Source organism: Companilactobacillus halodurans (assembly GCF_009600995.1).
In the GTDB taxonomy this organism is placed as follows: domain Bacteria; phylum Bacillota; class Bacilli; order Lactobacillales; family Lactobacillaceae; genus Companilactobacillus; species Companilactobacillus halodurans.
The window spans coordinates 1-21,583 of sequence record NZ_VDFO01000038.1; the positions used below are offsets into that span (position 1 = coordinate 1).

Consider the following 21,583-nt stretch of genomic DNA (forward strand, 5'->3'; position numbering starts at 1 on the left):
GTCGAACATCTAAAGGGCATGAATGGTGTCCTTTTTTGGTGTTCTTAAATGGTTATTACTAATAAATGGTATACAAAAATAAAGTTGATGGCAAAATACCTATCAACTTTATTTATCGTACAGCCTTATGAACGTGAAGATAATATTGCGTTTTTATCATGTGGAATTGCATTATATTTAGGCAGAATCGTCAATCATCTTGAAGACATGTTTTATGCTGACCCTACCACACTAGAGGGGTATGGAGCTAAGGTTAACATGAAGCACAATGTTTTAAAGATTGATTCGAAAAATAAAAAAATTGTCGTTCAAAACTTAAAAACAGAAGAAATTTTTGAAGATACTTATGACAAATTAATCATGACCACAGGTTCAGAGGTAGGGATTCCTCCAATCGGCGGCATGGACAATAAGCGAGTCCTTTTGTGCAAGAGTTATGAACAAGCAAAAAAAATTTATGAATCAGCTTTGAATTATCCTAGCATTGCTATTGTTGGTGCAGGTTATGTTGGCGTTGAGTTAGCTGAAAGTTACGCCAATACTGTCCACGATGTAACATTGATTCAATCTAGAGACCAAATTTTGAATAATTATGTCGATAAACCATTATCGGATACGATTATCAATAAGTTAAAGGAACACAATGTAAAAGTTCAATTAGGCGAACGTGTTTCAGAAATTGTTGATGGAGATCAATTAACCATCAAGACTAAAGCGGGACATGCTTATAAAGCCGATTTAGTTATCGTCTGTACCGGATTTTTTGCCAATACTGATTTATTACGAGGTCAGGTTCAAATGAATGGATATGGAGCCATCATTATTAATGATTATATGCAAACTTCTGATCCTGATATTTATGCAGCTGGAGATTCCTGTGTCGTTAAGTTCAATCCAACTGGTGAAATGAAGTATATTCCGCTAGCAAGTAGTGCCGTTCGTCAAGGAACCTTGGCCGGTATTAATGTTTTTGGCGACATTCGTAGATACATGGGAACTCAAGCAACGACGGCTATGGAGATATTTGGTTATACTTTAGCTGAGACCGGATTAACTTTGAAGAAAGCTTTGGCTAGTGGTATCAACGCTGATCGAGTAATTTATTCTGATAACTATCGTCCTGACTATATGCCTACGACCGACTTGCTGACGATTTATCTCGTTTATGATAAAGATACGCGTAAAGTCCTTGGGGCTCAGCTCTTTAGTAAACATGAAATTGCACAATCAGCCAATGCTATTTCAATTTGTATTCAAAATGAGAATACGATTGATGACTTAGCTTTTGTCGATATGCTTTTCCAACCAAATTATGATAATCCGTTTAATTATTTGAATTTAGTAGCTCAACAAGCTATTGCTAAAGAGGCAAAAGAAAAAGAGACTAAAAAAGCCTAACTAAATAAATTTGTTTAGGTAGACGAATTGAAAATTTACAAAATGTATACTAAAAGGACCAGTTGACGGGGAAAACTCAACTGGTCCTTTTTTTGGTGATTTGATTTGTGATAGGAGTAGGAAATTAACTGTTTTTTCCGTCAGATGATGGGGTATCTAACGAATTTAGGGAGATTATTATGGTCTGTCTATCAATGTTGAGTTGAGTAAACTTAAGAAATGAGTCTTATTCCTATCAATCGTAATTGGGAGTTACTAGCAAATCAATCACTAATCTAAAATAAGCATCTAGTCATAGATTTTTGTAATTTTCTATACGGGAGGCAAAAAACAGACTTTGCAAACCTATGCTTACCTTGGATTTTAACAAAGTTGCTATGTTAGCCCCTCCTTCCTCTATGTTAGCGATTTCTTATTTGGTACAAAGACAGTATAGCAAGGAATGCTTGATTTCACAAAAGAAACGCTCATGAGGATATCTGTCAGAAATGTTGATAAATAGCGGTCTATAGCAGTTGCTCAATATTCTCTCTCAAAAAATCATTAATTTCTTTTGTTCAAAATATTTCACAATCAAATAAATAGCGACTAAAATTAAGTTTTATGCTTGTTTAAACAGAGAAAGTATATTACTATGAAGTCGTTCGAATGGCGATGACGTTCGCCGAAAATATTACTTAATTGTGATTGATGACGTCTACTTTAGATAACCACCTAATACTGGGGGAATTATTTGAGGTAGTCGTCTTTTTTTATGATTAAGAAGGGAGTATTTATATGACAGTAACAATTGAGAACGTAAAAGCTAGGGAAGTATTCGATTCACGTGGTAACCCAACCGTTGAAGCAGATGTTTTACTTTCAAATGGTGTCTTAGGTCGTGCAAGTGTTCCATCAGGTAAATCAACTGGTGACAATGAAGCCGTTGAATTGCGTGACGGTGGAGACAGACTTGACGGAAAAGGTGTTTTAAAGGCTGTCAACAATGTTAATACTTTAATCAACGATAAACTAAAGGGTGCAGATCCATTCAACCAAGCTCACATCGATCAAATGATGATTGATCTTGATGGCACTCCTAATAAGGCAAAATTAGGTGCCAATGCAATTCTCGGTGTTTCAATTGCCAATGTCCGTGCTGCAGCAAATAGTGAAAAGATTCCAGTATACCGCTACTTAGGTGGTGTCGATCTTGAATTGCCACAAACATTCCACAATGTTATCAACGGTGGAGAACATGCTGACAATGGTATTGATATGCAAGAATTCTTGATTACTCCAATCAAGCGCACAACCTTTAGAGATGGATTTGAAAAAATCGTTAATGTTTACCATCAACTAAAGAAAAACCTTGAAAAAGAAGGCTATCAAACAGGACTTGGCGATGAAGGTGGATTTGCTCCAGACCTTCCATCAAGTGAAGCTGCTATTGATGAATTAAACTGTGCTATTAAAGATGCCGGTTATGTTCCTGGCGAAGAAATTGGTATTGCCTTTGATGCTGCTGCATCAAGTTTCGCTCAAGATGACGGTTCATACTTATTCGAAGGTGAAAAACGTTCAGCTGACGAAATGGGCACATATTATGAAGGACTATTAGATAAATATCCAGCTATTGTTTCAATGGAAGATCCATTTGGCGAAAATGATTGGGATAATTTTGCTAAATTTACTCAAAAGAATGGCAATCGTGTTCAAATTGTTACTGATGATAACGTATGTACAAATCCTGCACTCTTCAGAAAAGCTATCAAGAAGGGTATGGCAAACAGTTTCTTAATCAAATTGAATCAAATCGGTACTGTTACAGAAACTATGGAAGCTATCCGTGTTGCTAGAAAGAATGGCTACACAACAATGATGTCTCACCGTTCAGGTGAAACTGAAGATTCATTCTTGGCTGACTTTACAGTTGCTATGCACGCTGAACAATTGAAATCAGGTGCTCCAGCTCGTGGTGAACGTTTGGCTAAGTACAATCAACTATTGAGAATCGAGGAAGAGTTAGGCAAGGAAGCCAATTTAGCACACTTCCCTAATGATGTCGACTTTGACTAATTAACACATAATCATGAAAGAAAAATATGGTCTTACTACACAAGATGTAACAAAAATCAGACAAGAGAGCGGTTTTAATGAGACTCCAAAAATCAAAAAAACTTTTCTCAGTTTGATTGGCAAACGTTTGATTGGACCGATTCCTTATATTATCGAGTTGGCTTTAATCATTGAATTGTTATTAGGCAACTACATTCAGGTTGGATTTATCTTTGCTTTACTCTTGTTTTCAGCAATTGATGGGGCGATTCAAGAGAATCGAGCTGCTCAATCCATTGGGGAGTTAGATTCGAAATTGATTGCTTATACAAGTGTCTTTCGAGATGGCAAATGGCAAAAGATTTCTAGTCGTGAGTTGGTTCCAGATGATTTAATACACTTGTCGGTAGGATCAATAGTTCCCGCAGACTGTAAAATAGTCGCGGGAACTATTTTGGTTAATCAGGCAGTTGTAACCGGTGAAACCAGCGCTATTACGAAAATTGAAGGCGATGGGCTGTATTCTGGGTCGACTGTGATTGAAGGCAGCGCTGATGTTTTAGTTCAGAAGATTGGCAAAGAAAGCAGTCTTGGCAAAACTACTGAATTAGTGAGAACCAATGAAGCTCCTGGTAGATTGGAGAATTTGCTGTTTACGGTGGTTAAATATTTAGCCTATCTAGATATCGTTTTAGCGGTAATCTTAACTATTGCAGCTCTAGTTCGTCAGACTCCGTTTCTAACATTATTGCCATTTTTGGTAATCTTGTTTGTCGCTACGATTCCAATCTCTATGCCATCAAGTTTTGCCGTGGCTAATTCTTTGGAAGCAGGTATCTTATCTAAAAAGGGTATTCTAGTCAGTGGTTTAACTGGAATTCAAGAAGCCGGGTCAATGGATGTCCTATTGATGGATAAAACTGGGACCATCACTAAAAATGAACCTAGATTAGATAATTTGATAAGTTTAAATGGGGTAGCTGAGTCATATTTATTGCAGTATGCTTTAGCAACTGTCAAAACTAGCAGCGTTAATCCCTTAGACCAAGCTATTTTAAAAGCTGCCAAAGACAAAAATATTTCTAAATTAATTGTTAAAGAACAAGTTTCCTTTGATCCAAAATTAAAGGGGGCTAAGGCGGTTCTTAAAAATGGCGATGAAGTCTTTTTGGGTTCACCGGTTAAAGGTGATTTAGATGATAAAGCTTTAAGGCAAATTGAAAAGCAAGCTTCGTTGGGATTACAAGTCTTAGTCTTAGCAGTCAATCAAGAAGTAATCGGATTATTGACATTTAAGGATCAAGTAAAGGATGATATGCCACAAACGATTGCTGCATTAAAAGAGCAAGGCGTAAGAATCCTAATGGTAACTGGCGATACAGCATCTACAGCAAGTGCAATTGCTAAAAATGTTGGTTTGAGTAAACCAATTGGAACCGTTAATGATGCTTTAAATAATCCCTTAGAGTTTGATGGTTTTGCTAATGTTTATCCAAAGGATAAATTCAAAATCGTTAAGTCTTTGCAAAATCAAGGTCATGTCGTCGGGATGACTGGCGATGGTATCAATGATGCTCCAGCATTAAAACAAGCGGATGTCGGAATAGCAATTGATTCAGCTACCGATATTTCTAAAATGGCAGCCAGAATCATTTTAACGGCACCATCTTTAATGGGAATCACGGAATTAGTTGAATCAGGGCATCGAGTATATCAGCGAATGATGACTTGGTTGATTACAAAACTAGCACGAACAGCTCAGTTAGCTTTGTTGCTAACTTGTGGATATCTGTTTACTAATTTCTTCCCAGTCTCATTAAATATCATTGTCTTTATAGTCATTTTTAATGATTGCGTAACTTTAACTCTAGGGACTGATCGAGTCAGGACCAAGAGATTACCAGAAAATTGGAATTTGAAAAATCTAACTAAAATATCGGCTATTTATACGATTGGTTGGTTATTGTTAGGCTTTCTGATTTTATGGTATACATTAAATTACACCGTTTTAAATCATGGTCAGATTAGCGGCTTACTCTTTGCTTACTTGATTTATTCGGCAATGGGGATGATTCTATCCACTAGAACTAGAAATCATTTCTGGAGCATTAAAACTAGCAAAGCAGTTGGGACAGTTATTTTGATTAATTTTATTCTTTCAACTTTGATTAGTATCTTCTTCTTGAAGGTAGGAGCAATCGATATTTTGGTTGTCTTCTTGATTAGTTGTTTGATGTTTTTAATATTAGATTGGCTAAAAGTTTTGTATTATCAAAAATGAAAAAAAGCATCTCTTTGAGGAGTAAACAGTTATTCTGTAAACTCTAAAGGGATGCTTTTTTAGTTGAAATAGGGTACAAAAAAAGACGAGATGTAATCTCGTCTTTTAAATTATCAATTAAATAATTATTTAACTGAAGGTGTACCGAACCACTTGATACGTTCGATTGTTGTATCAGTAATTGCCTTTGTACCAGGTGCAAGCAACTTACGTGGGTCATAACCCTTAGCATCAACATCTTGGTCTTTGCCGGCTTCGATGTATTCGCGTGTTGCTTTAGCGAAAGCAAGTTGTAATTCAGTATTAACGTTAACTTTTGAGATACCCATTGAGATAGCCTTAACGATTTGTTCCTTAGGGATACCTGAACCACCGTGAAGTACAAGTGGTGTTGAGATTTCAGCAGCTAATTCTTGTAGACGATCAAAGCTCAAACCTTTCCAGTTGTCAGGGTAAACACCGTGAATGTTACCAATACCAACAGCAAGGTAGTCAACGCCTGTAGAAGCAAGTGTCTTAGCTTCTTCAACATCAGCTAGTTCACCAAGACCAGTAATACCATCTTCAGTACCACCGATTGAACCAACTTCAGCTTCAACAGACATACCCTTAGCGTGAGCTAATTTAACGATTTCCTTTGTCTTTTCAAGGTTTTCGTCGAATGGTAAGTCGTGGCCATCAAACATAACAGAGTTGTAACCAACTTCGATACATTCCTTAGCAGCTTCGTAGTTACCGTGATCCAAGTGCATTACAACTGGAACTGTAATACCCATTGATTTGATTGTGTCTTGTACAAGGTGTAGACATAGTTCGTAACCACCCATGTACTTAGCAGCACCCATTGATGTTTGAACCAAGATAGGTGTATTTGTTTCTTGAGCAGCAGCTAAAATGCCACGTGTCCATTCCAAGTCGTTGATGTTAAAAGCACCAACAGCATATTTGCCTTTGCGGGCGTCATTGAAAATTTCGTTACCGTTTGTTAAAACCATCGATAATCCTCCAAAAATTTCATTCATTATTTGAATACATTAGTAATTTTAACTCAAAGTTAGTAAAATTAATACTCATTTTTAACAATCAATTTCAGTAAGCGCTTTACTTAAAATGAAAATATGCGTAAAACGCTATCAAATAAAGAATTATCAAAAAAAGAAGTGCTATCCACCAATATTTTCGCCCCTTTGCTTTGATTACAGTGTTGTAAATTGCCAAAACGGCAAAAAAAGCAATCAATGTTGTTAAAATACTTAATATAATTAGTATCGTTAGATTTATCATAATAAACTATTATAACCATACCTTTTCAGAAAATAATAGATATCCTCAAGAGGCTTTATCTACCTATAATATTAATCGCATCTTTGATATACTGTAACTAATTTATTGAGGTGATAATTTTGGATAAAATTAAAGTTATGACAGTTTTTGGTACTAGACCAGAAGCAATCAAAATGGCTCCATTAGTTTTGAAATTAAAACAAAATAGTGACCGTTTTGAGACTGTTACCGTAGTTACGGCCCAACATCGTGAGATGCTTGACTCGGTTCTTGAAATCTTCAAGATCACGCCCGACTATGATTTGAATATTATGAAAGAACGCCAAACTTTGAGTGGCATTACTGGTTTGGTCTTAAAAGAACTCGATAGTATTATCGAAAAAGAAAAGCCTGACATCGTCTTAGTTCATGGCGATACGACGACGACTTTCAGTGCTGCCTTGTCGGCATTCTACCATCAAACAAGTATTGGCCACGTCGAAGCTGGTTTAAGGACTTGGAATAAGTATTCACCATGGCCAGAAGAAATGAACCGTCAAATGACTGACGATTTAACGGATCTTTATTTTGCTCCAACAAACGAGAGTAAAGCTAATTTGTTGAAGGAAAATCACAAGGGCGAAAATATTTTTGTGACTGGGAATACAGCTATTGACGCTTTGAAGAGTACAGTTCACAAGGATTATCACCACGATATCTTGGATGTGATCGATCCGGATAAGAAAATGATTTTGATTACAATGCACCGTCGCGAAAACCAAGGCGAACCAATGAAACAAGTTTTCAATGCTATGAAAAAGGTTGTTGCTAAACACGATGATATTGAGTTAGTTTATCCAGTCCACTTGAATCCGGTCGTTCAACAGACTGCTAAGGATATTCTAGGTGGCATCGATCGAATTCATTTGATTGATCCATTAGATGTTGTTGATTTCCACAACTTAGCATCAAGAAGCTACTTTATCATGACTGATTCTGGTGGCGTTCAAGAAGAAGCTCCTTCACTTGGCAAGCCAGTTCTAGTATTGCGTGATACGACTGAACGTCCTGAGGGCGTTGAAGCTGGTACTTTGAAGTTAGTTGGAACTGATGCAAATGTCGTTGAAAAAGAAATGACTAATTTGATTACTAATAAAGAAGAGTATGACCGCATGGCTAACGCTAAGAATCCTTATGGCGATGGTCAAGCTTCTGATCGTATCCTCGATTCAATCAGCTATTACTTTAAACAAACCAAGAACCGTCCAAATGAATTTAAATAACAAAAAAGCCGCAATGAAAATTAAATTTCATTGCGACTTTTTCTTTTATCTCGTAAAGCTCTAAATCGTTCAATTAAATGACGATTATTATAATTGAAAATCAATTTTGATGAGAAATAATTGAAGAGTCCGACGATAACTTGGTCGATAGCTTTAATAATTAAGTTGTTCCAAGGGAAGATAAAGACAGCAACAATCATGAAAATATCATCAAAGACCAACGAAAAGATGCGTGACACCAAAAAAGCAATTCCTTCTTGAAAAACTTTTTTTAAATCACCCATCTCTGATTTGAAGACGTAACGTTTGGTGACGAAAAATGAAAAGAAATTAGAGATGAACCAAGCGACGGTGTTGGCTATCCAGAGTGTAATGTGTAAATCATTGTGCGATAAGTCAAAAATTACGATATTAATTAGCGATGCTAAAAAGCCAAAGAAACAATATACCCCAAAATTACGATATTTTTTTATAAAGTCCATGTTTAAAGATCCATTTCTCGTGCCTTTTTATAGATTTCATCGGCAAAATTATCGAGATGATCAATATCGTCTTGTTCAGGGTCTAATTCTACTCGAACAGGTTCTGATCCTCTCGTAGCACCAACGTCATCAAAGACTTTTCCAAATTCATCGACGGCACGACAAAAATCTTCGTAAAAGGTATCTCCAGAGCCACAAACTCCATATACTTTTCCAGAAAGATCTAAATCTTTCATGTCGTCATAGAAATCTAGTGCTTCATCGGGGACAATTCCTTGGTCATAAGTGTAACTAGCAACGATGCAGATATCAGAATCTTCGAAGTCTGCTGCATCAGTTTGAGAAACTTCACTCATATCAACGTCGCAACCTAATTTTTCAAACTTCTCGGTCAAGACGTATGCGATATCTTCATCATTTCCAGTAATACTGGCGAATACTATTTTTACTTTTGTCATAATTTATTTGTCGCCTCATTTTTTTATATCTTGAAATATTATAGCAAAAATTAATATGACCAGCTATCTAAATCCAAAACTACTAGAATGTTATAATGAAATTAACTTTTTTTGAAGGGACATGTTTATAAAGTGATTACATTAAAATCAGCAAGAGAAATCGAAGGAATGAGAAAGTCTGGAGAGTTACTTGCTAACACACATATTGGTTTGCGTGATATTATCAAACCAGGAATTTCCTCAATGGAAATTGAAAATTTTGCGAACGACTATATCGAATCCCACGGTGGTCGTCCATCAGAAAAAGGCTTTGAAGGTTACAAATATGCTACTTGCGTCTGCGTCAATGATGAAGTTGCCCATGGAATTCCTCGCAAGAACTTGATTCTAAAGAGCGGCGATGTTTTAAAAGTTGATATGACCGTTAATTTGAATGGCTATGAAAGTGATTCTTGCTGGACTTATGCAGTTGGTGAACTTTCAGATGAAGACAAGAAATTGATGGATGTTACGAAAAAAGCTTTGTACTTAGGAATCGACCAAGCTGTAATCGGCAATCGTTTAGGCGATATCGGTTATGCAATCCAACACTATGTTGAAGACGAGAATCACATGGGAGACGTTCGCGACTTGATTGGTCATGGAATTCAACCCACAATGCACGAAGCTCCAAATGTCCCTCACTACGGTGAACCTGGTCAAGGACTCCGCTTGCGTGAAGGCATGACAATTACGATTGAACCAATGGTCAACTTAGGAACTTGGGAAATTAAGGACAAGTTTGTCAAAGCTGACGGTTGGGAATACTTTGTTTCTGCCGACGGAACTGATTCCGCTCAATACGAACACACAATTGCCATTACCAAAGACGGTCCTAAAATTTTGACTTCACAAGATCCAGAATACGATGCAAAATACTTACTATAAAAATGGTGTAAATCATGGAAGATAATAAACAACAGGTGCCACTATTTAAACAAAATTTATCTAAAAAAAAGAAATTTGTTGAACTAGCTAAATATGTTACCCAAGCAATGAGCGATTCTAATGTCACTATGGCTTCAAAAGCAATCACATATTATATCCTGTTGTCACTCTTTCCAGCAGTCATTGTCGTTGGAAACTTTATTCCATTATTACATTTGGATAAACCAACGGTAATAGAATATATTGGTTTTATTTTACCTGATGACCTACACCACTATTTGTTGCCGACGATTACAAAAGTTTTGTCCAATTCTAATACGGGCGTCTTGTCAGTTGGTATTATTGTCGCTTTATGGGCGATTTCTCGTGGATTGAACATTGTGCAAATGACGATGAATGAAGCCTATGGATTAGATGTTGATAATCTTTTTACCAATCAAACCCTTGTGAACTTTATTATCCGTAGGGGACTAGCTTTTTTTATGACGTTAATGTTATTGTTAATTGGTGTGGCAGCCATCGTAACGTTTACATTTGGGCAGGCCTTTTTGCACTGGCTGATGCCGTTGCTTAACATTGATCCACATTTTGTAGACATCTTTGTGACGTGGAAATGGCCGCTAGCTATTGTTATAATGTTTTTGATCGTTTTTGCTTTATTTTATTTTTTGCCGAATATTCATTTGAAATTGAAACACATAATTACTGGTACGGTCATTACTAGCGTTGGTCTTCTAGTTTTATCGCAATTATTTTCTTATTATTTAAAATATTTTGGATCAGCTTGGAATAACTATGGCACGATTGGAGCAATTATTGTATTTTTATTATGGATGAATATGTCAGTGACAATCTTTTTATTTGGAAATGCCGTAAACGTCGGTTTTGCTGAAGCTTACGAAGGACCATTTTTGAGAAAGAATACTGGCCGATTAACTAGTTATTTGCAGTCGCAAGAAAAAGGAGAGTAATCAATGAAAGTCAGAAAAGCAATTATACCAGCTGCGGGATTAGGAACAAGATTCTTGCCAGCTACTAAGGCCTTGGCAAAGGAAATGTTGCCAATCGTTGATAAGCCAACGATTCAATTTATTGTGGAAGAAGCTAAGGCTTCAGGTATTGAGGATATTTTGATAATCACTGGTAAAAATAAGCGTTCAATCGAAGATCACTTCGATTCTGTACCAGAATTGGAACAAAATCTTGAATCAAAGAATAAAACGGCTCTATTAAAGGTTGTTCAAGATACAACTAATTTAGGAGTTAACTTGTATTACAGCCGTCAAGCACATCCAAATGGGTTAGGCGATGCTGTTGCTCAAGCCAAGTCATTTATCGCTGGTGAACCATTTATCGTTATGCTAGGTGATGATTTGATGAAAGATAAAGTTCCATTGACAAAACAATTGATTAATGACTATGAAAAGACTCATGCTTCAACAATTGCTGTTATGCAAGTACCTGAAAGAGACGTTTCAAAATATGGCGTTATCGATCCTGAAGGCGAAAATGAACCTGGATTGTACAATGTTAAGAAATTTGTTGAAAAGCCTAAGATGGAAGATGCTCCAAGCAATTTAGCTATTATCGGACGTTACTTGTTAACACCAGAGATTTTTGATTTATTGGACACTCAAAAACCTGGTGCTGGTAACGAAATCCAATTAACTGATGCCATCGATCGTATGAATAAGACTCAACGTGTCTTTGCACATGAATTCAAAGGTGAAAGATTCGATGTCGGCAATAAGTTCGGTTACGTTAAGACTAATATTGAATATGGACTAACGCATCCAGAAGTTAAGGATGAATTGAAACCTTATATTCTTGAACTTTCTAAAAAAATTCAAGCAGAAAAAAAGACGACTGGAAATACTAAGTCATCTAAATAATTAACCAAGTAGTAGACAGTCATCACTAACTCTGAATCCGAAGAGTTGTTGGTGGCTGTTTTTATTATCGTAAAAAATCGGCATTTCATATAATTCTTTTTTATTGAGCAATAAGAGAAATTCCCAGTTTTTCAAAGCATGTCTGTTATCAGAAGTTTTCAAGATAATCTCGTCATTTGCGACTTCGAGGTCGACAACAGCCAACTTTTGGTCATTTTTTTCAATAAAAATTCGATTATTTTTCTTGAAATCATTTAACAATAAGATTAAATCAATAGTACGCATAAGAAAATTCTCCGTTTTTTTATTTGTTTTTGTTTGCTAATTAAATTATTATTAAAGCTTAAGGATATTCTACCAAGTTTGAAGGGAAATGAATTATGGATCCAATTGTAATCATAGATGCAAAACGAACAGCTATTGGCAAATTCAGAGGTCAATTTGCTAATTTAACAGCCGTTCAATTAGGAACTAAATTAGTTGCCAAACTTTTAAAAAATAATCACGTTGACCCCAAAATCGTTGATCAATTCATTTTTGGAAATGTTTATCAAAGCGGTTTGGGTCAAAATAGTGCTCGTCAAATTGCTTTAAATGTCGGCGGCCGAGTAGATTCAACAGCCATGACGGTAAATCAAGTTTGCGGTTCAGGTATGAAAGCCATTTATGAAGGCGTCTCAGCTATCACGATGGGCAATGCTGAAATTGTCGTTTCAGGTGGCGTTGAAAGTATGTCAAATGCTCCATTTTATGCTCCAAGAATTGGTAAAATGGAAGCTGAAGAAAAGCTATCCGATACTTTGTTCAATGATGGCTTGAACGATGCTTTCAACCATTTGCCAATGGGAATGACAGCTGAAAACGTTGCTAAGAAGTATCATATCACTCGAGAACAACAGGACCAATTTGCCTTTCAATCGCATCAAAAAGCTTATCGCGCTAAAGAAAAATTAGCTAAAGAAATTATTCCAATTGAAGTGGATGAAACAAGCGTGACGACTGATCAGTCAGTTAGACCAACGACAACTTTGGAACAGATGGGGCAATTACGAACTGTCTTTGAAAAACATGGTACAGTAACAGCAGGTAATTCTTCGCCAATCAATGATGGAGCTGCTGCCGTTATTTTGATGCGTGCAAGTCGTGCTAAGGAATTAGGTTTAACTTATGTTGCTGAAATTACTGGCTATACTGAAGTAGGTATCGACCCAAACTATATGGGCTACGCACCTTATTATGCAATCAAAAAATATTTCGATCGTTACAAAACTGATTTAGATGATTACGATTTATTTGAAGTCAATGAAGCTTTTGCAGCTCAAGCAGTGGCTGTTAGTCGAGATTTAAAGATTCCCGAAGATAAGTTAAATATTTATGGTGGTGCGATTGCTTTAGGACACCCCTTAGGTGCCACAGGAAGTCGAATGATTGCCACTTTGATAAACTCTTTACAACAGGAAGAAAAGCAAACTGGCCTTGCTTCATTATGTATTGGTGGAGGTATGGCTATGGCAATGGGTATTAAATTAGTATGAAAATTTACCAAATGACCGATGAAGAACGAATTAAATTATTATTGGATAGCGGTTATCTGACTGCTGCTCAAGCTAAAGAATTAGAAGAACGTAAAACTATTTCTAAAGATTTAGCCGATAGTTTGAGCGAGAACCAAATTGGCAGTTTTAGTTTGCCATATGGTTTTGCAACGGACTTCTTGATCAATGGGAAAAATTTTTTAGTACCGATGGTCACTGAAGAACCATCAGTTGTGGCGGCAGCTTCAAATGGCGCTAAACGCATTAAGCACAGTGGGGGGTTCAAGACTTTTCCAAGTTCTCGAATTATTTATGGACAAATAGTTTTGGAAAACCTCACTCAAGAAGCTAATGAAAAATTGGAAGCAGCTGATTCTGAAATTTTTGCGTTTGCCCAACAAGCTCATCCAAGTTTACTCAAACGTGGCGGTGGCGTCGTATCGATGCATTTTAACCACTATCAGGATTTTACTGAGGTGGAATTAGGAATTAACACGGTTGATGCGATGGGGGCTAATTTAGTCAATACTATTTTGGAGAAGACAGCTCATAAAATATCAACTTTGATTTCAGGGGATGTTTTATGCAGCATCTTATCTAATAGTGGTCAAGGACAAGTCATTACTGTTGAAGCAAAAGTTAATTTTGAAGATTTGGCAACTAAAAAAATGACTGGTTCTGAGGTGGCTTCAAGAATCGTTAAATTATCCAAGTTTGCCCAACAGTCCGTTAAACGTGCTGTTACGCACAATAAGGGTATCATGAATGGTGTCGATGCGGTTTTGTTAGCAACCGGCAATGATTTTAGAGCTCAAGAAGCAGCAGCCCACAGTTTTGCTTTTGAATCAGGGCAATATCAGCCCTTTAGCCAGTGGCGAATTGAATCGAATCAATTGATAGGAACTTTGAAGATGCCAGTAGAATTAGGCAGCGTCGGCGGAGCTATAAGAGCTTTACCAATGGCACAATTGAGCTTAGCTATTATGAAGATTACTAGCAGTAAAGAACTTCAATGCGTTGTTTCTTCGGTTGGTTTAGCTAATAATCTTTCAGCCTTACGTGCTTTAGTGACAACTGGGATTCAAGCTGGGCACATGAGTTTACAAAGTAAATCTTTGGCAATTTCTGCTGGAGCAATTGGACAAGAAATTGACCAAGTGTCGAAGAAATTGAATCAAACAAAAGATTATTCATTGCAGAATGCACAAAATATTTTATTGGAGTTGAGAAAATAAATTATGGATATAGGTATTGATAAAATAGGTTTTTATGTTCCTAAAGATTATATAGATATTGTTGAATTAGCCGAAGCACGTGACGTCGATCCTAATAAATATACGATTGGAATCGGTCAAGACAAACAGGCGGTCCCTCAACCTTATGAAGATGCTGTTACTTTGGCTACCAGTGCGGCTGATAAAATTTTGACGGATGAAGACAGAGAAAAAATTGGTCTCTTTATTGTCGGAACCGAAAGCAGTGTTGATGAATCTAAATCAACGGCTGCCTTTTTAAGCAATTTGTTGGAATTACCTGAAGACATTCGTTCATACGAAATTAAGCAGGCTTGTTACGGTGCTACTGCTGGATTGCAATCAGCTTATGATTTTATCAACGGCAATCCTGATAAGAAAGCTCTTGTCATTGCAACAGATATTGCTCGCTATGGTATCAATACTCCTGGTGAAGTAACGCAAGGTGCTGGTGCTGTCGCCATGATAATCAGTCAAAATCCTCGGGTTTTGAAATTTGACCACAAGTCAGTTTATATGACAAGAAATGTCGGTGATTTCTGGCGTCCAACCTTCTCCAAGACTGCTTTTGCTCGTGGCAAATTCTCCAATGAAGTCTACGTTGACTTCTTTACGACCCTTTGGAGAAAGTATCGTGCACAATATGATGCAACTGCTGAAGATTTCTCAACAATGTTGTTCCATATTCCTTATACGAAAATGGGAACTAAGGCTTTGAGAACGCTTGAAGGCAATGTTCCCGATGATAAATATGAAGAATTGACAAAACATTATCAAGAGAGTATCAAATTCAGTCGGGCCGTTGGTAATTTGTATACTGGCTCACTATATTTAGGATTATTGTCATACTTAGTCAATGGTGCTCAAGAAAATGAAAAGATATTGATGTTTAGCTACGGTTCAGGTGCTGTTGGGGAATTGTTCAGTGCTGAAATACAACCAGGTTTTGAAAGCGTGATTGATAAAGCTGCCATTGAAGATGAGTTGGCAAATCGTCAAAAAATCAGTATCGAAGATTATGAGAAAATCTACCAAGTCGAATATGAAGATGGTGCAAGCATTGATGCTGAAGAGGTTGACACTAAGTTTTATCTCAGTGGCATTAGAGAAAATGAACGTTTATATAAAGTGAAGAGATAAATATTGTAAACGCTTACTTAAGGTGTTATATTAAAGACGTGGTAAAGATGGAATGTCAAGAACTGTAGCCCTAAAAGATTTTGATTCAGAAAGTTTTATCGTTTCTAGGAGATGGTAGGATTAGTAGAAAGCAAAAGAAAATTAAGATTACAGCTCAACGGCATTTTAGGAGCTAGCGATAATAGTTAACATAAGATCTATAAATATTATTTAGTCGCACAAGATCAATACATGGTTCGCTAGGATCCTTTAGTTGAACAAATAAGAAAAGATTCATACATAGTAAGATATGTTTCAAGTAGTAAGATTCATTTAATTAGATTCATTTGAGTTTAGATTTATTTTAACGTTGATGAAACTGCAGTAAATTTCATCTTACCACTTATATCTAGCTAGGGGCTCTCAATAAGGAGAGTCCTTTTTTAGTGCCAAAAAAGCTTGATATATAGGTATTTGTTTAGAAGAAAAAATTTAAGCAAAATCAGATAGTTTAAAATTGTCAGCGGTTACAAAACGTGCTATATTAAAGATGTGGTAAAGATGAAGTGTCAGGAACTGTAGCCCTAGAAGATTTTGATTCAGAAAGTTTTATCAGACTGTTAGTATCAGACTATGAGTAAGATAGAATCAGTATAAGCAAATGAAAGTTAGAGTCAGTACAGTTCAACGACATTTTTGAAACTAGTGCCAAAAGTTAACATAAGATCGACCTAAAAAGTAGTCGCGCAAACTCATTACGTGTTGCACTAGGATTCATTAGTTGAACAAATATCCGTAACAGGATCGTAAGAATGTTTTTTTAAGTAGTAAGATTCATTTAAAGTTAATGAAACTGCAGTAAATTTCATCTTGCCACTTGTAAAAAAAGGGCCTCCACGTGGTGGAGGTTCTTTTTTTAGTTCTAATAAATAGATTATTAATTTAAGAAACAAAAAAGCTGAATCCCTCACAGATTCAGCCTTTATTTATCTCTATTTGATTTTTAACTTAAAACTTGAACAGTAACGTTTTGACGACCAAATTGAAGTGCTTGCGAGTTAGGCATAGCGACATCTAATTGATTTGGATTGCTGTAAGCAAAAAGTCCAGTATCATTTACAACGCGATCGTAAACATTGCCATTACTATCAGTAATTCTTAAATGTGTTCCCTTAGGGAATTTGGAAAGGTTAGCAGCAACGCCGCTGTAACCCATATTTGAACCTAGAACAACAGGATCATATGCCGTAGCTGACATTGTCAAAGTTTCTTTAACATTATCATCTGACATGTATTTTCCATTGATCCATTGACTCATACCAACGTCATACCATGTATTGCCACTGTTATCAGTCTTACTTGCGTAAACGTGTAATTCCATACCTCCTGAAACTGTGGAACCAGTAAAGGTACCATTTGGAGAGTCATAAAGATTTACACCACCATTAGCTTTTACATACATATTTTTATCTAAAGTTATAGTAGGAGCACTTGTTGAAATATCATTTGAGCTTACCCATTCGTTAGCACCAACTTGATAGTAAGTGGTTGAATCAATTGTGACTGTGCCACTGTAAGCCCAAGCTGATTTGCTAGCTAGGCCACGTCCAAGTTTAGTAATTTGACCGTTGTTTGTTGGTGAACCGTAAAGCAAAGCTACATTTGTGTTTGTAACATAAACAACACCACTAGTAGTTGAACTTGAAACTGTTGCAGCGTCGGCAGTTTGTGCTTGAGCACCAACCCCAATCAATGCAAGTGTTGAAACTGTGAATAGTGACGCTACAAAATTTTTGATCTTCATTATAAGATGATCCCCCGTAAAAAATATATGTTTTGTTTACTAATTTTCTCAACGGAAGTAATCATATAACGTCTAGACCACGAAATGTTGAATATCATCCAACTGTAAATGAGTTATAACTTAACTGTAAAGTTAGTGTAATTTAACTGAAACATTACTTTATCAAATTATTAAAAATAATTTATTGGTATTTCTTAATTCCTTCAAGCATGTCGTCAACATTATTGACCATAAGACCGTTCATTTTGATTAAGCCAATCGTGTAATTATTGATATATGCAAAAGGATTTTCCCCAATTGTCTTTACAGCTTCAAGCTTTTCGGGATTATTAAATCCATGTTGACGTAAGTCGGTATAAACTCCGATAACAGGGATGTCCTTGCCGAAAGCTAATCCTATTTCGGAAGCCACTCCATCATCCATTGTGTCGCCATCAAGAATTGCGACTACTAAATCAGAAGAAAGAAGTTCCTTGTTATCTTCTTGGGCAATTTTGATTGAGTCAGCGTAATTCATTTTGTCGTTGATATCACCATTTTCTTGGGGTAGATAGACGTCGATTGAGCTGTCCATCTTTCTAATCTTATCGACTACGAATTCGTTAAACATCCGGTCTGCTAATGCAAATAAACCATTGGCAAAATAAATTTTCATTTAAAAATCCCTCTTTCTTTTATTTGTTCTATGATATTTTATCATGGTTGTTTGGGGATTTGGGGGTATGGGTTAAGTTAAAAGCGAAACTTCTTTATGATATGAAGAAATTAAAGTTTAAGAATTTAAAATTTAAAAATTAAAACATTAAAACATCAAAACATGAAAAAACCAAACCTCTCATTTTTGATTGGTTTGGTTTTTATGTTTTATTTGCTAAGTATGCTGAAACGAGCTGCGACAGGGCAACCCATTCCGGTTAAGCCTATTTCACAAATCACTCGCAAAGTGCGGCGAGCAATTCGTGAAATTGTCTTAATCCTCGTGGGCTGGGCGCCCTGTCTCCGCTCTCTATTGTACTTGTTGGATCCATCCTTCTGGTGCTTCTACAGTACCGAATTGGATTCCTGTTAATGTATCATACAATTTCTTAGTAACGGGTCCTACTTCTGTTTCACTATAGAATACGTGTAGGTTGCCGTTGTGTTCTAGGCCTCCGATTGGGGAGATTACGGCTGCGGTTCCACAGGCTCCGGCTTCTTTGAAGCGGTCTAGTTGGTCAACGTAGACGTCTCCTTCTTCTGCTCCCATGCCTAGTCGGTTCTTGGCTAGCCAAAGTAGTGAGTACTTAGTGATACTTGGTAGGATTGAAGGTGATTTTGGCGTTACGAAGACGTTGTCTTTAGTAATTCCAAAGAAGTTGGCTGATCCTACTTCTTCAATCTTCTTGTGTTCGATTGGGTCTAGGTAAACACAGTCGGCAAATCCGTTGTCGTGAGCTTTTTCTCCTGGGTAGAGGCTGGCGGCGTAATTTCCACCGACTTTACTTTGACCAGTACCTTTGTGAGCTGCACGGTCATATTGTGATGTCGTGAAGTTGACTGGTGTTAGGCCACCTTTGAAGTAATTGCCAACGGGCATGGCAAAAATCGTAAAGATATATTCTGGTGCGGCGTGGACACCGATTTGTTCACCAGTACCGATAATCAAAGGACGGATATAAAGTGTGGCTCCATTTCCATATGGGGGTACAAAGTCAGCATTTGCTTTAACAACTGATTTTACTGCCTCGACAAATTTATCTTCTGGGAAAACAGGCATCAAGAGTCTTTCACATGAGTCCTTCAAACGTTTAGCATTGCGATCGGGACGGAACAATTGAATGTGGCCGTCCGGTGTACGATAAGCTTTCATACCTTCAAAAGCTGCTTGACCGTAGTGCAAGACTGGGGAAGCCTCGCTGATGTGAAGAGTACTATCTTCTGTTAGTCCAGCGTCTTGCCATTTACCATCTTTCCAATGAGCAAGAAAACGATAAGGTAAGTCCATGTAATTGAAACCAAGATTGTTCCAATCAATTTTTTTTGCATCTGCTTTTGCCATATTTTATATCTCCTTTGTTAAATTAAATTTAATAAATTAAAAGATTATTAAATTTATTAGACTTATCATAATTAATGAACCTCAGAGTGTCAATGGCTAATATTAAAAAAATTTTAAAAGAGGGCCTTTTTTAAGTAAATGTCACGCTAAGTAGATACAATATGGATAAATAATAGGCGAGGGAAAAACATGCGAAATCCTAAAAAGAAACAAAAATTAGTTGCAGTTCTGATTACTTTTTTGGTAGTGGTTGGTGCTTTATATGGTTGCAGTCAAAAAAATCAAACGAGCACTGAGACAAAATTTGTTCAAAACTCGACGCCAACATTATTTTTCCATGGTTATGGCAGCAGTTTTAATGCTGAAACTCACATGACAGAAGCCGCTAAAAAGGCTGGTGTGACGAGAAAAATCATCAGAGTTAACGTTAGTTCCAATGGCTACGTTAAAATTATTGGCTCGATTTCTAATAAAGCAATTAATCCCATTATTGAAGTTAATTTTGATAATAATAAAATGACTAATTATCATACGCAAGGCGAGTGGGTAAAAAATGTTATCAAAGCATTGCAAAAAGAATATAAATTCAAGCAAATAAACTTGGTTGGGCATTCAATGGGGAACATGGCAATCAACTTTTACATTTTGGATAATGCTGGCAAAAAAGATTTTCCAAAGATTAACAAAATCGTTGATATTGCCGGTCATTACAATGGCCTTTTGGGAGTTAACGATAAAGTAAACAGAATGAAACTTTCGGAAAATGGCAAGCCTGATAAAATGACTAAGGCTTATCGAGAACTATTGAAATTACGTAAGATTTATCCAACCAATATTGATGTTTTAAATATTTATGGTGACAAGAACGATGGAACTCATTCTGATGGACGAGTCAGCAATGCCTCAACTAAGTCGTTAAAATATTTAGTCAAAACTAGAGCACATTCGTATCGTGAAGAGAAAATCGTTGGCAAGATGGCTCAACATAGTAAACTCCATGAAAATAAGCAAGTGGATAAACTTTTGATTAATTTCTTGTGGAAAAAATAAAAAATCTCAACCAATTTAGGTCGAGATTTTTTTATACGAATGGATACCAGCCGGCTAAGGCAAATCCCAGTAAAGCGGTGACTAAGCAAAAGATGATTACTGCCCAGATTAGTGAATTGCTGATATTTTTTTGTGATTTGCGCGCAAAGGCAATTTCAGTTAAAGCAATGAAGATGATAGCGATAATAATTTTGACTACCAATAACGTTGGCTTAAAGGCCCAAGCCCTGATAGCTAATCTGATACCAGTGACGATGATGACAATGTAGCCAACACGTGTGATCATTTCATAGATTTTTGTATGCGATTTGGTAAATAATGCTAAAAGAATCATAATCGCCATCACAATCCATGTAATTAAGTGAATCCATAACCAAACCATTAATAATTTCCCCCTCTTGTATGGTTACTATCGTAACATTGAGGGGAAATGTTGAGACAAATTTAAAAAGCAGCGACGATAATCTTAAATCTGATTATCATCGCTGCTTTATTGATTAACTATTTAAATTATCTTTTCTCTTACGATAATCGTCATCACTGACATTTCCCTTAGCATACTCTTGATCAAGCGTTTCTAAGGCTGTGTTCTTATGATGATTTCCTCGATTAACAAAATAAACTACGGCAAGGATTATTAGTAAAATAGCAATGCCATATGTCCACATGCCACCGCCCATTCCACCGAAAAATCCTAATCCGGGGCATCCTGAGTAACCCATCATATTCGCCATCTCCTTTAACTACTTTCTAAAGCATATTA

20 protein-coding genes and 1 riboswitch are annotated in these 21,583 nt (G+C 36.5%); of the genes, 11 read left to right on the forward strand and 9 right to left on the reverse strand.

The window, feature by feature from the left end; translation table 11 throughout:
- Positions 1 to 87 precede the first annotated feature (87 nt).
- The 3 genes from FHL05_RS09710 (at position 88) to FHL05_RS09720 (ending at position 5,716) form a co-directional block, all read left to right on the forward strand.
- Positions 88 to 1,398: an FAD-dependent oxidoreductase gene (locus tag FHL05_RS09710; protein ID WP_238706891.1), complete on the forward strand. Its 1,311-nt coding sequence runs from the start codon at positions 88 to 90 to the stop codon at positions 1,396 to 1,398.
- Between the two features lie 641 nt (positions 1,399 to 2,039).
- Positions 2,040 to 2,105: riboswitch (Fluoride riboswitch) on the forward strand.
- A gap of 70 nt (positions 2,106 to 2,175) precedes the next feature.
- A complete protein-coding gene (eno, locus tag FHL05_RS09715) occupies positions 2,176 to 3,456 on the forward strand; it encodes a phosphopyruvate hydratase (RefSeq protein ID WP_153385328.1) in 1,281 nt (426 codons plus the stop codon).
- A 13-nt stretch (positions 3,457 to 3,469) separates the two neighbouring features.
- A complete protein-coding gene (locus FHL05_RS09720; protein WP_153385329.1) occupies positions 3,470 to 5,716 on the forward strand; it encodes an HAD-IC family P-type ATPase in 2,247 nt (748 codons plus the stop codon).
- Positions 5,717 to 5,841: 125 nt separating this feature from the next.
- On the opposite strand, the gene fba is transcribed toward FHL05_RS09720, so the two are convergent.
- A complete protein-coding gene (gene fba / locus FHL05_RS09725; RefSeq protein WP_153522559.1) occupies positions 5,842 to 6,711 on the reverse strand; it encodes a class II fructose-1,6-bisphosphate aldolase in 870 nt (289 codons plus the stop codon).
- Between the two features lie 408 nt (positions 6,712 to 7,119).
- Here fba and wecB point away from each other — a divergent pair, with 408 nt between their 5' ends.
- The gene (gene wecB, locus FHL05_RS09730; protein ID WP_153385331.1) at positions 7,120 to 8,262 is read left to right on the forward strand and encodes a non-hydrolyzing UDP-N-acetylglucosamine 2-epimerase; all 1,143 of its coding nucleotides are present in this window, start codon (positions 7,120 to 7,122) and stop codon (positions 8,260 to 8,262) included.
- Between the two features lie 20 nt (positions 8,263 to 8,282).
- On the opposite strand, the gene FHL05_RS09735 is transcribed toward wecB, so the two are convergent.
- Entirely contained in the window at positions 8,283 to 8,744 is a 462-nt protein-coding gene (locus FHL05_RS09735) for a GtrA family protein (protein WP_153385332.1), read from the reverse strand.
- A 2-nt stretch (positions 8,745 to 8,746) separates the two neighbouring features.
- Positions 8,747 to 9,202, reverse strand: a complete 456-nt coding sequence (locus FHL05_RS09740) for a flavodoxin (RefSeq protein WP_153385333.1) — start codon at positions 9,200 to 9,202, stop codon at positions 8,747 to 8,749.
- A gap of 132 nt (positions 9,203 to 9,334) precedes the next feature.
- Between FHL05_RS09740 and map the strand changes: the two genes are divergently transcribed.
- From map to galU, 3 genes are read left to right on the forward strand one after another with little or no spacing between them, the layout of a single operon-like run.
- On the forward strand, positions 9,335 to 10,129 hold the full coding sequence (gene map / locus FHL05_RS09745) for a type I methionyl aminopeptidase (protein ID WP_162000278.1): 795 nt from the start codon (positions 9,335 to 9,337) through the stop codon (positions 10,127 to 10,129).
- A 14-nt stretch (positions 10,130 to 10,143) separates the two neighbouring features.
- Positions 10,144 to 11,100: a YihY/virulence factor BrkB family protein gene (locus FHL05_RS09750; protein WP_153522561.1), complete on the forward strand. Its 957-nt coding sequence runs from the start codon at positions 10,144 to 10,146 to the stop codon at positions 11,098 to 11,100.
- Positions 11,101 to 11,103: 3 nt separating this feature from the next.
- The gene (gene galU, locus FHL05_RS09755; protein ID WP_153385335.1) at positions 11,104 to 12,021 is read left to right on the forward strand and encodes a UTP--glucose-1-phosphate uridylyltransferase GalU; all 918 of its coding nucleotides are present in this window, start codon (positions 11,104 to 11,106) and stop codon (positions 12,019 to 12,021) included.
- Here galU and FHL05_RS09760 read toward each other — a convergent pair whose 3' ends face one another.
- Complete coding sequence (locus FHL05_RS09760; protein ID WP_153385336.1) at positions 12,022 to 12,306, reverse strand: hypothetical protein; 285 nt, start codon at positions 12,304 to 12,306, stop codon at positions 12,022 to 12,024.
- A gap of 95 nt (positions 12,307 to 12,401) precedes the next feature.
- Between FHL05_RS09760 and FHL05_RS09765 the strand changes: the two genes are divergently transcribed.
- The 3 genes from FHL05_RS09765 to FHL05_RS09775 are packed head-to-tail and all read left to right on the forward strand — an operon-like array spanning position 12,402 to position 15,949.
- On the forward strand, positions 12,402 to 13,556 hold the full coding sequence (locus FHL05_RS09765; protein ID WP_153385337.1) for a thiolase family protein: 1,155 nt from the start codon (positions 12,402 to 12,404) through the stop codon (positions 13,554 to 13,556).
- Entirely contained in the window at positions 13,553 to 14,791 is a 1,239-nt protein-coding gene (locus FHL05_RS09770) for a hydroxymethylglutaryl-CoA reductase, degradative (RefSeq protein WP_153385338.1), read from the forward strand. Before FHL05_RS09765 ends, FHL05_RS09770 begins: the two co-directional genes overlap by 4 nt.
- A 3-nt stretch (positions 14,792 to 14,794) precedes the next feature.
- Positions 14,795 to 15,949 carry a hydroxymethylglutaryl-CoA synthase gene (locus FHL05_RS09775; protein ID WP_153522563.1) on the forward strand — a complete coding sequence of 385 codons (1,155 nt, stop codon included), beginning with the start codon at positions 14,795 to 14,797 and terminating at the stop codon, positions 15,947 to 15,949.
- A gap of 982 nt (positions 15,950 to 16,931) precedes the next feature.
- Here FHL05_RS09775 and FHL05_RS09780 read toward each other — a convergent pair.
- The 3 genes from FHL05_RS09780 to FHL05_RS09790 all read right to left on the reverse strand — a co-directional run bounded on the left by FHL05_RS09780 (position 16,932) and on the right by FHL05_RS09790 (position 19,770).
- On the reverse strand, positions 16,932 to 17,732 hold the full coding sequence (locus FHL05_RS09780; protein ID WP_153385340.1) for an SLAP domain-containing protein: 801 nt from the start codon (positions 17,730 to 17,732) through the stop codon (positions 16,932 to 16,934).
- A gap of 181 nt (positions 17,733 to 17,913) precedes the next feature.
- A complete protein-coding gene (locus FHL05_RS09785) occupies positions 17,914 to 18,387 on the reverse strand; it encodes a nucleoside 2-deoxyribosyltransferase (RefSeq protein ID WP_153385341.1) in 474 nt (157 codons plus the stop codon).
- A gap of 351 nt (positions 18,388 to 18,738) precedes the next feature.
- Positions 18,739 to 19,770, reverse strand: coding sequence for a branched-chain amino acid aminotransferase (locus FHL05_RS09790; protein WP_153385342.1), 1,032 nt, complete (start codon positions 19,768 to 19,770; stop codon positions 18,739 to 18,741).
- Between the two features lie 189 nt (positions 19,771 to 19,959).
- On the opposite strand from FHL05_RS09790, the gene FHL05_RS09795 reads away from it, so the two are divergent.
- The gene (locus FHL05_RS09795) at positions 19,960 to 20,820 is read left to right on the forward strand and encodes an alpha/beta hydrolase (protein ID WP_153522565.1); all 861 of its coding nucleotides are present in this window, start codon (positions 19,960 to 19,962) and stop codon (positions 20,818 to 20,820) included.
- Positions 20,821 to 20,851: 31 nt separating this feature from the next.
- On the opposite strand, the gene FHL05_RS09800 is transcribed toward FHL05_RS09795, so the two are convergent.
- Both FHL05_RS09800 and FHL05_RS09805 read right to left on the reverse strand, forming a co-directional pair.
- Positions 20,852 to 21,202, reverse strand: coding sequence for a DUF1516 family protein (locus FHL05_RS09800; RefSeq protein ID WP_153385344.1), 351 nt, complete (start codon positions 21,200 to 21,202; stop codon positions 20,852 to 20,854).
- Between the two features lie 115 nt (positions 21,203 to 21,317).
- Positions 21,318 to 21,545, reverse strand: coding sequence for an SHOCT domain-containing protein (locus FHL05_RS09805; RefSeq protein WP_238706890.1), 228 nt, complete (start codon positions 21,543 to 21,545; stop codon positions 21,318 to 21,320).
- Positions 21,546 to 21,583: the final 38 nt, after the last annotated feature.

Excerpts from the sequence above, each read along its gene's own strand:
- FHL05_RS09710 (WP_238706891.1), top strand. The coding sequence starts at position 88 with ATGGCAAAATACCTATCAACTTTATTTATCGTACAGCCTTATGAACGT.
- eno (WP_153385328.1), top strand. The coding sequence starts at position 2,176 with ATGACAGTAACAATTGAGAACGTAAAAGCTAGGGAAGTATTCGATTCA.
- FHL05_RS09720 (WP_153385329.1), top strand. The coding sequence starts at position 3,470 with ATGAAAGAAAAATATGGTCTTACTACACAAGATGTAACAAAAATCAGA.
- fba (WP_153522559.1), bottom strand. The coding sequence starts at position 6,711 with ATGGTTTTAACAAACGGTAACGAAATTTTCAATGACGCCCGCAAAGGC.
- FHL05_RS09735 (WP_153385332.1), bottom strand. The coding sequence starts at position 8,744 with ATGGACTTTATAAAAAAATATCGTAATTTTGGGGTATATTGTTTCTTT.
- FHL05_RS09740 (WP_153385333.1), bottom strand. The coding sequence starts at position 9,202 with ATGACAAAAGTAAAAATAGTATTCGCCAGTATTACTGGAAATGATGAA.
- FHL05_RS09750 (WP_153522561.1), top strand. The coding sequence starts at position 10,144 with ATGGAAGATAATAAACAACAGGTGCCACTATTTAAACAAAATTTATCT.
- galU (WP_153385335.1), top strand. The coding sequence starts at position 11,104 with ATGAAAGTCAGAAAAGCAATTATACCAGCTGCGGGATTAGGAACAAGA.
- FHL05_RS09760 (WP_153385336.1), bottom strand. The coding sequence starts at position 12,306 with ATGCGTACTATTGATTTAATCTTATTGTTAAATGATTTCAAGAAAAAT.
- FHL05_RS09765 (WP_153385337.1), top strand. The coding sequence starts at position 12,402 with ATGGATCCAATTGTAATCATAGATGCAAAACGAACAGCTATTGGCAAA.
- FHL05_RS09770 (WP_153385338.1), top strand. The coding sequence starts at position 13,553 with ATGAAAATTTACCAAATGACCGATGAAGAACGAATTAAATTATTATTG.
- FHL05_RS09775 (WP_153522563.1), top strand. The coding sequence starts at position 14,795 with ATGGATATAGGTATTGATAAAATAGGTTTTTATGTTCCTAAAGATTAT.
- FHL05_RS09780 (WP_153385340.1), bottom strand. The coding sequence starts at position 17,732 with ATGAAGATCAAAAATTTTGTAGCGTCACTATTCACAGTTTCAACACTT.
- FHL05_RS09785 (WP_153385341.1), bottom strand. The coding sequence starts at position 18,387 with ATGAAAATTTATTTTGCCAATGGTTTATTTGCATTAGCAGACCGGATG.
- FHL05_RS09790 (WP_153385342.1), bottom strand. The coding sequence starts at position 19,770 with ATGGCAAAAGCAGATGCAAAAAAAATTGATTGGAACAATCTTGGTTTC.
- FHL05_RS09795 (WP_153522565.1), top strand. The coding sequence starts at position 19,960 with ATGCGAAATCCTAAAAAGAAACAAAAATTAGTTGCAGTTCTGATTACT.
- FHL05_RS09800 (WP_153385344.1), bottom strand. The coding sequence starts at position 21,202 with ATGGTTTGGTTATGGATTCACTTAATTACATGGATTGTGATGGCGATT.
- FHL05_RS09805 (WP_238706890.1), bottom strand. The coding sequence starts at position 21,545 with ATGATGGGTTACTCAGGATGCCCCGGATTAGGATTTTTCGGTGGAATG.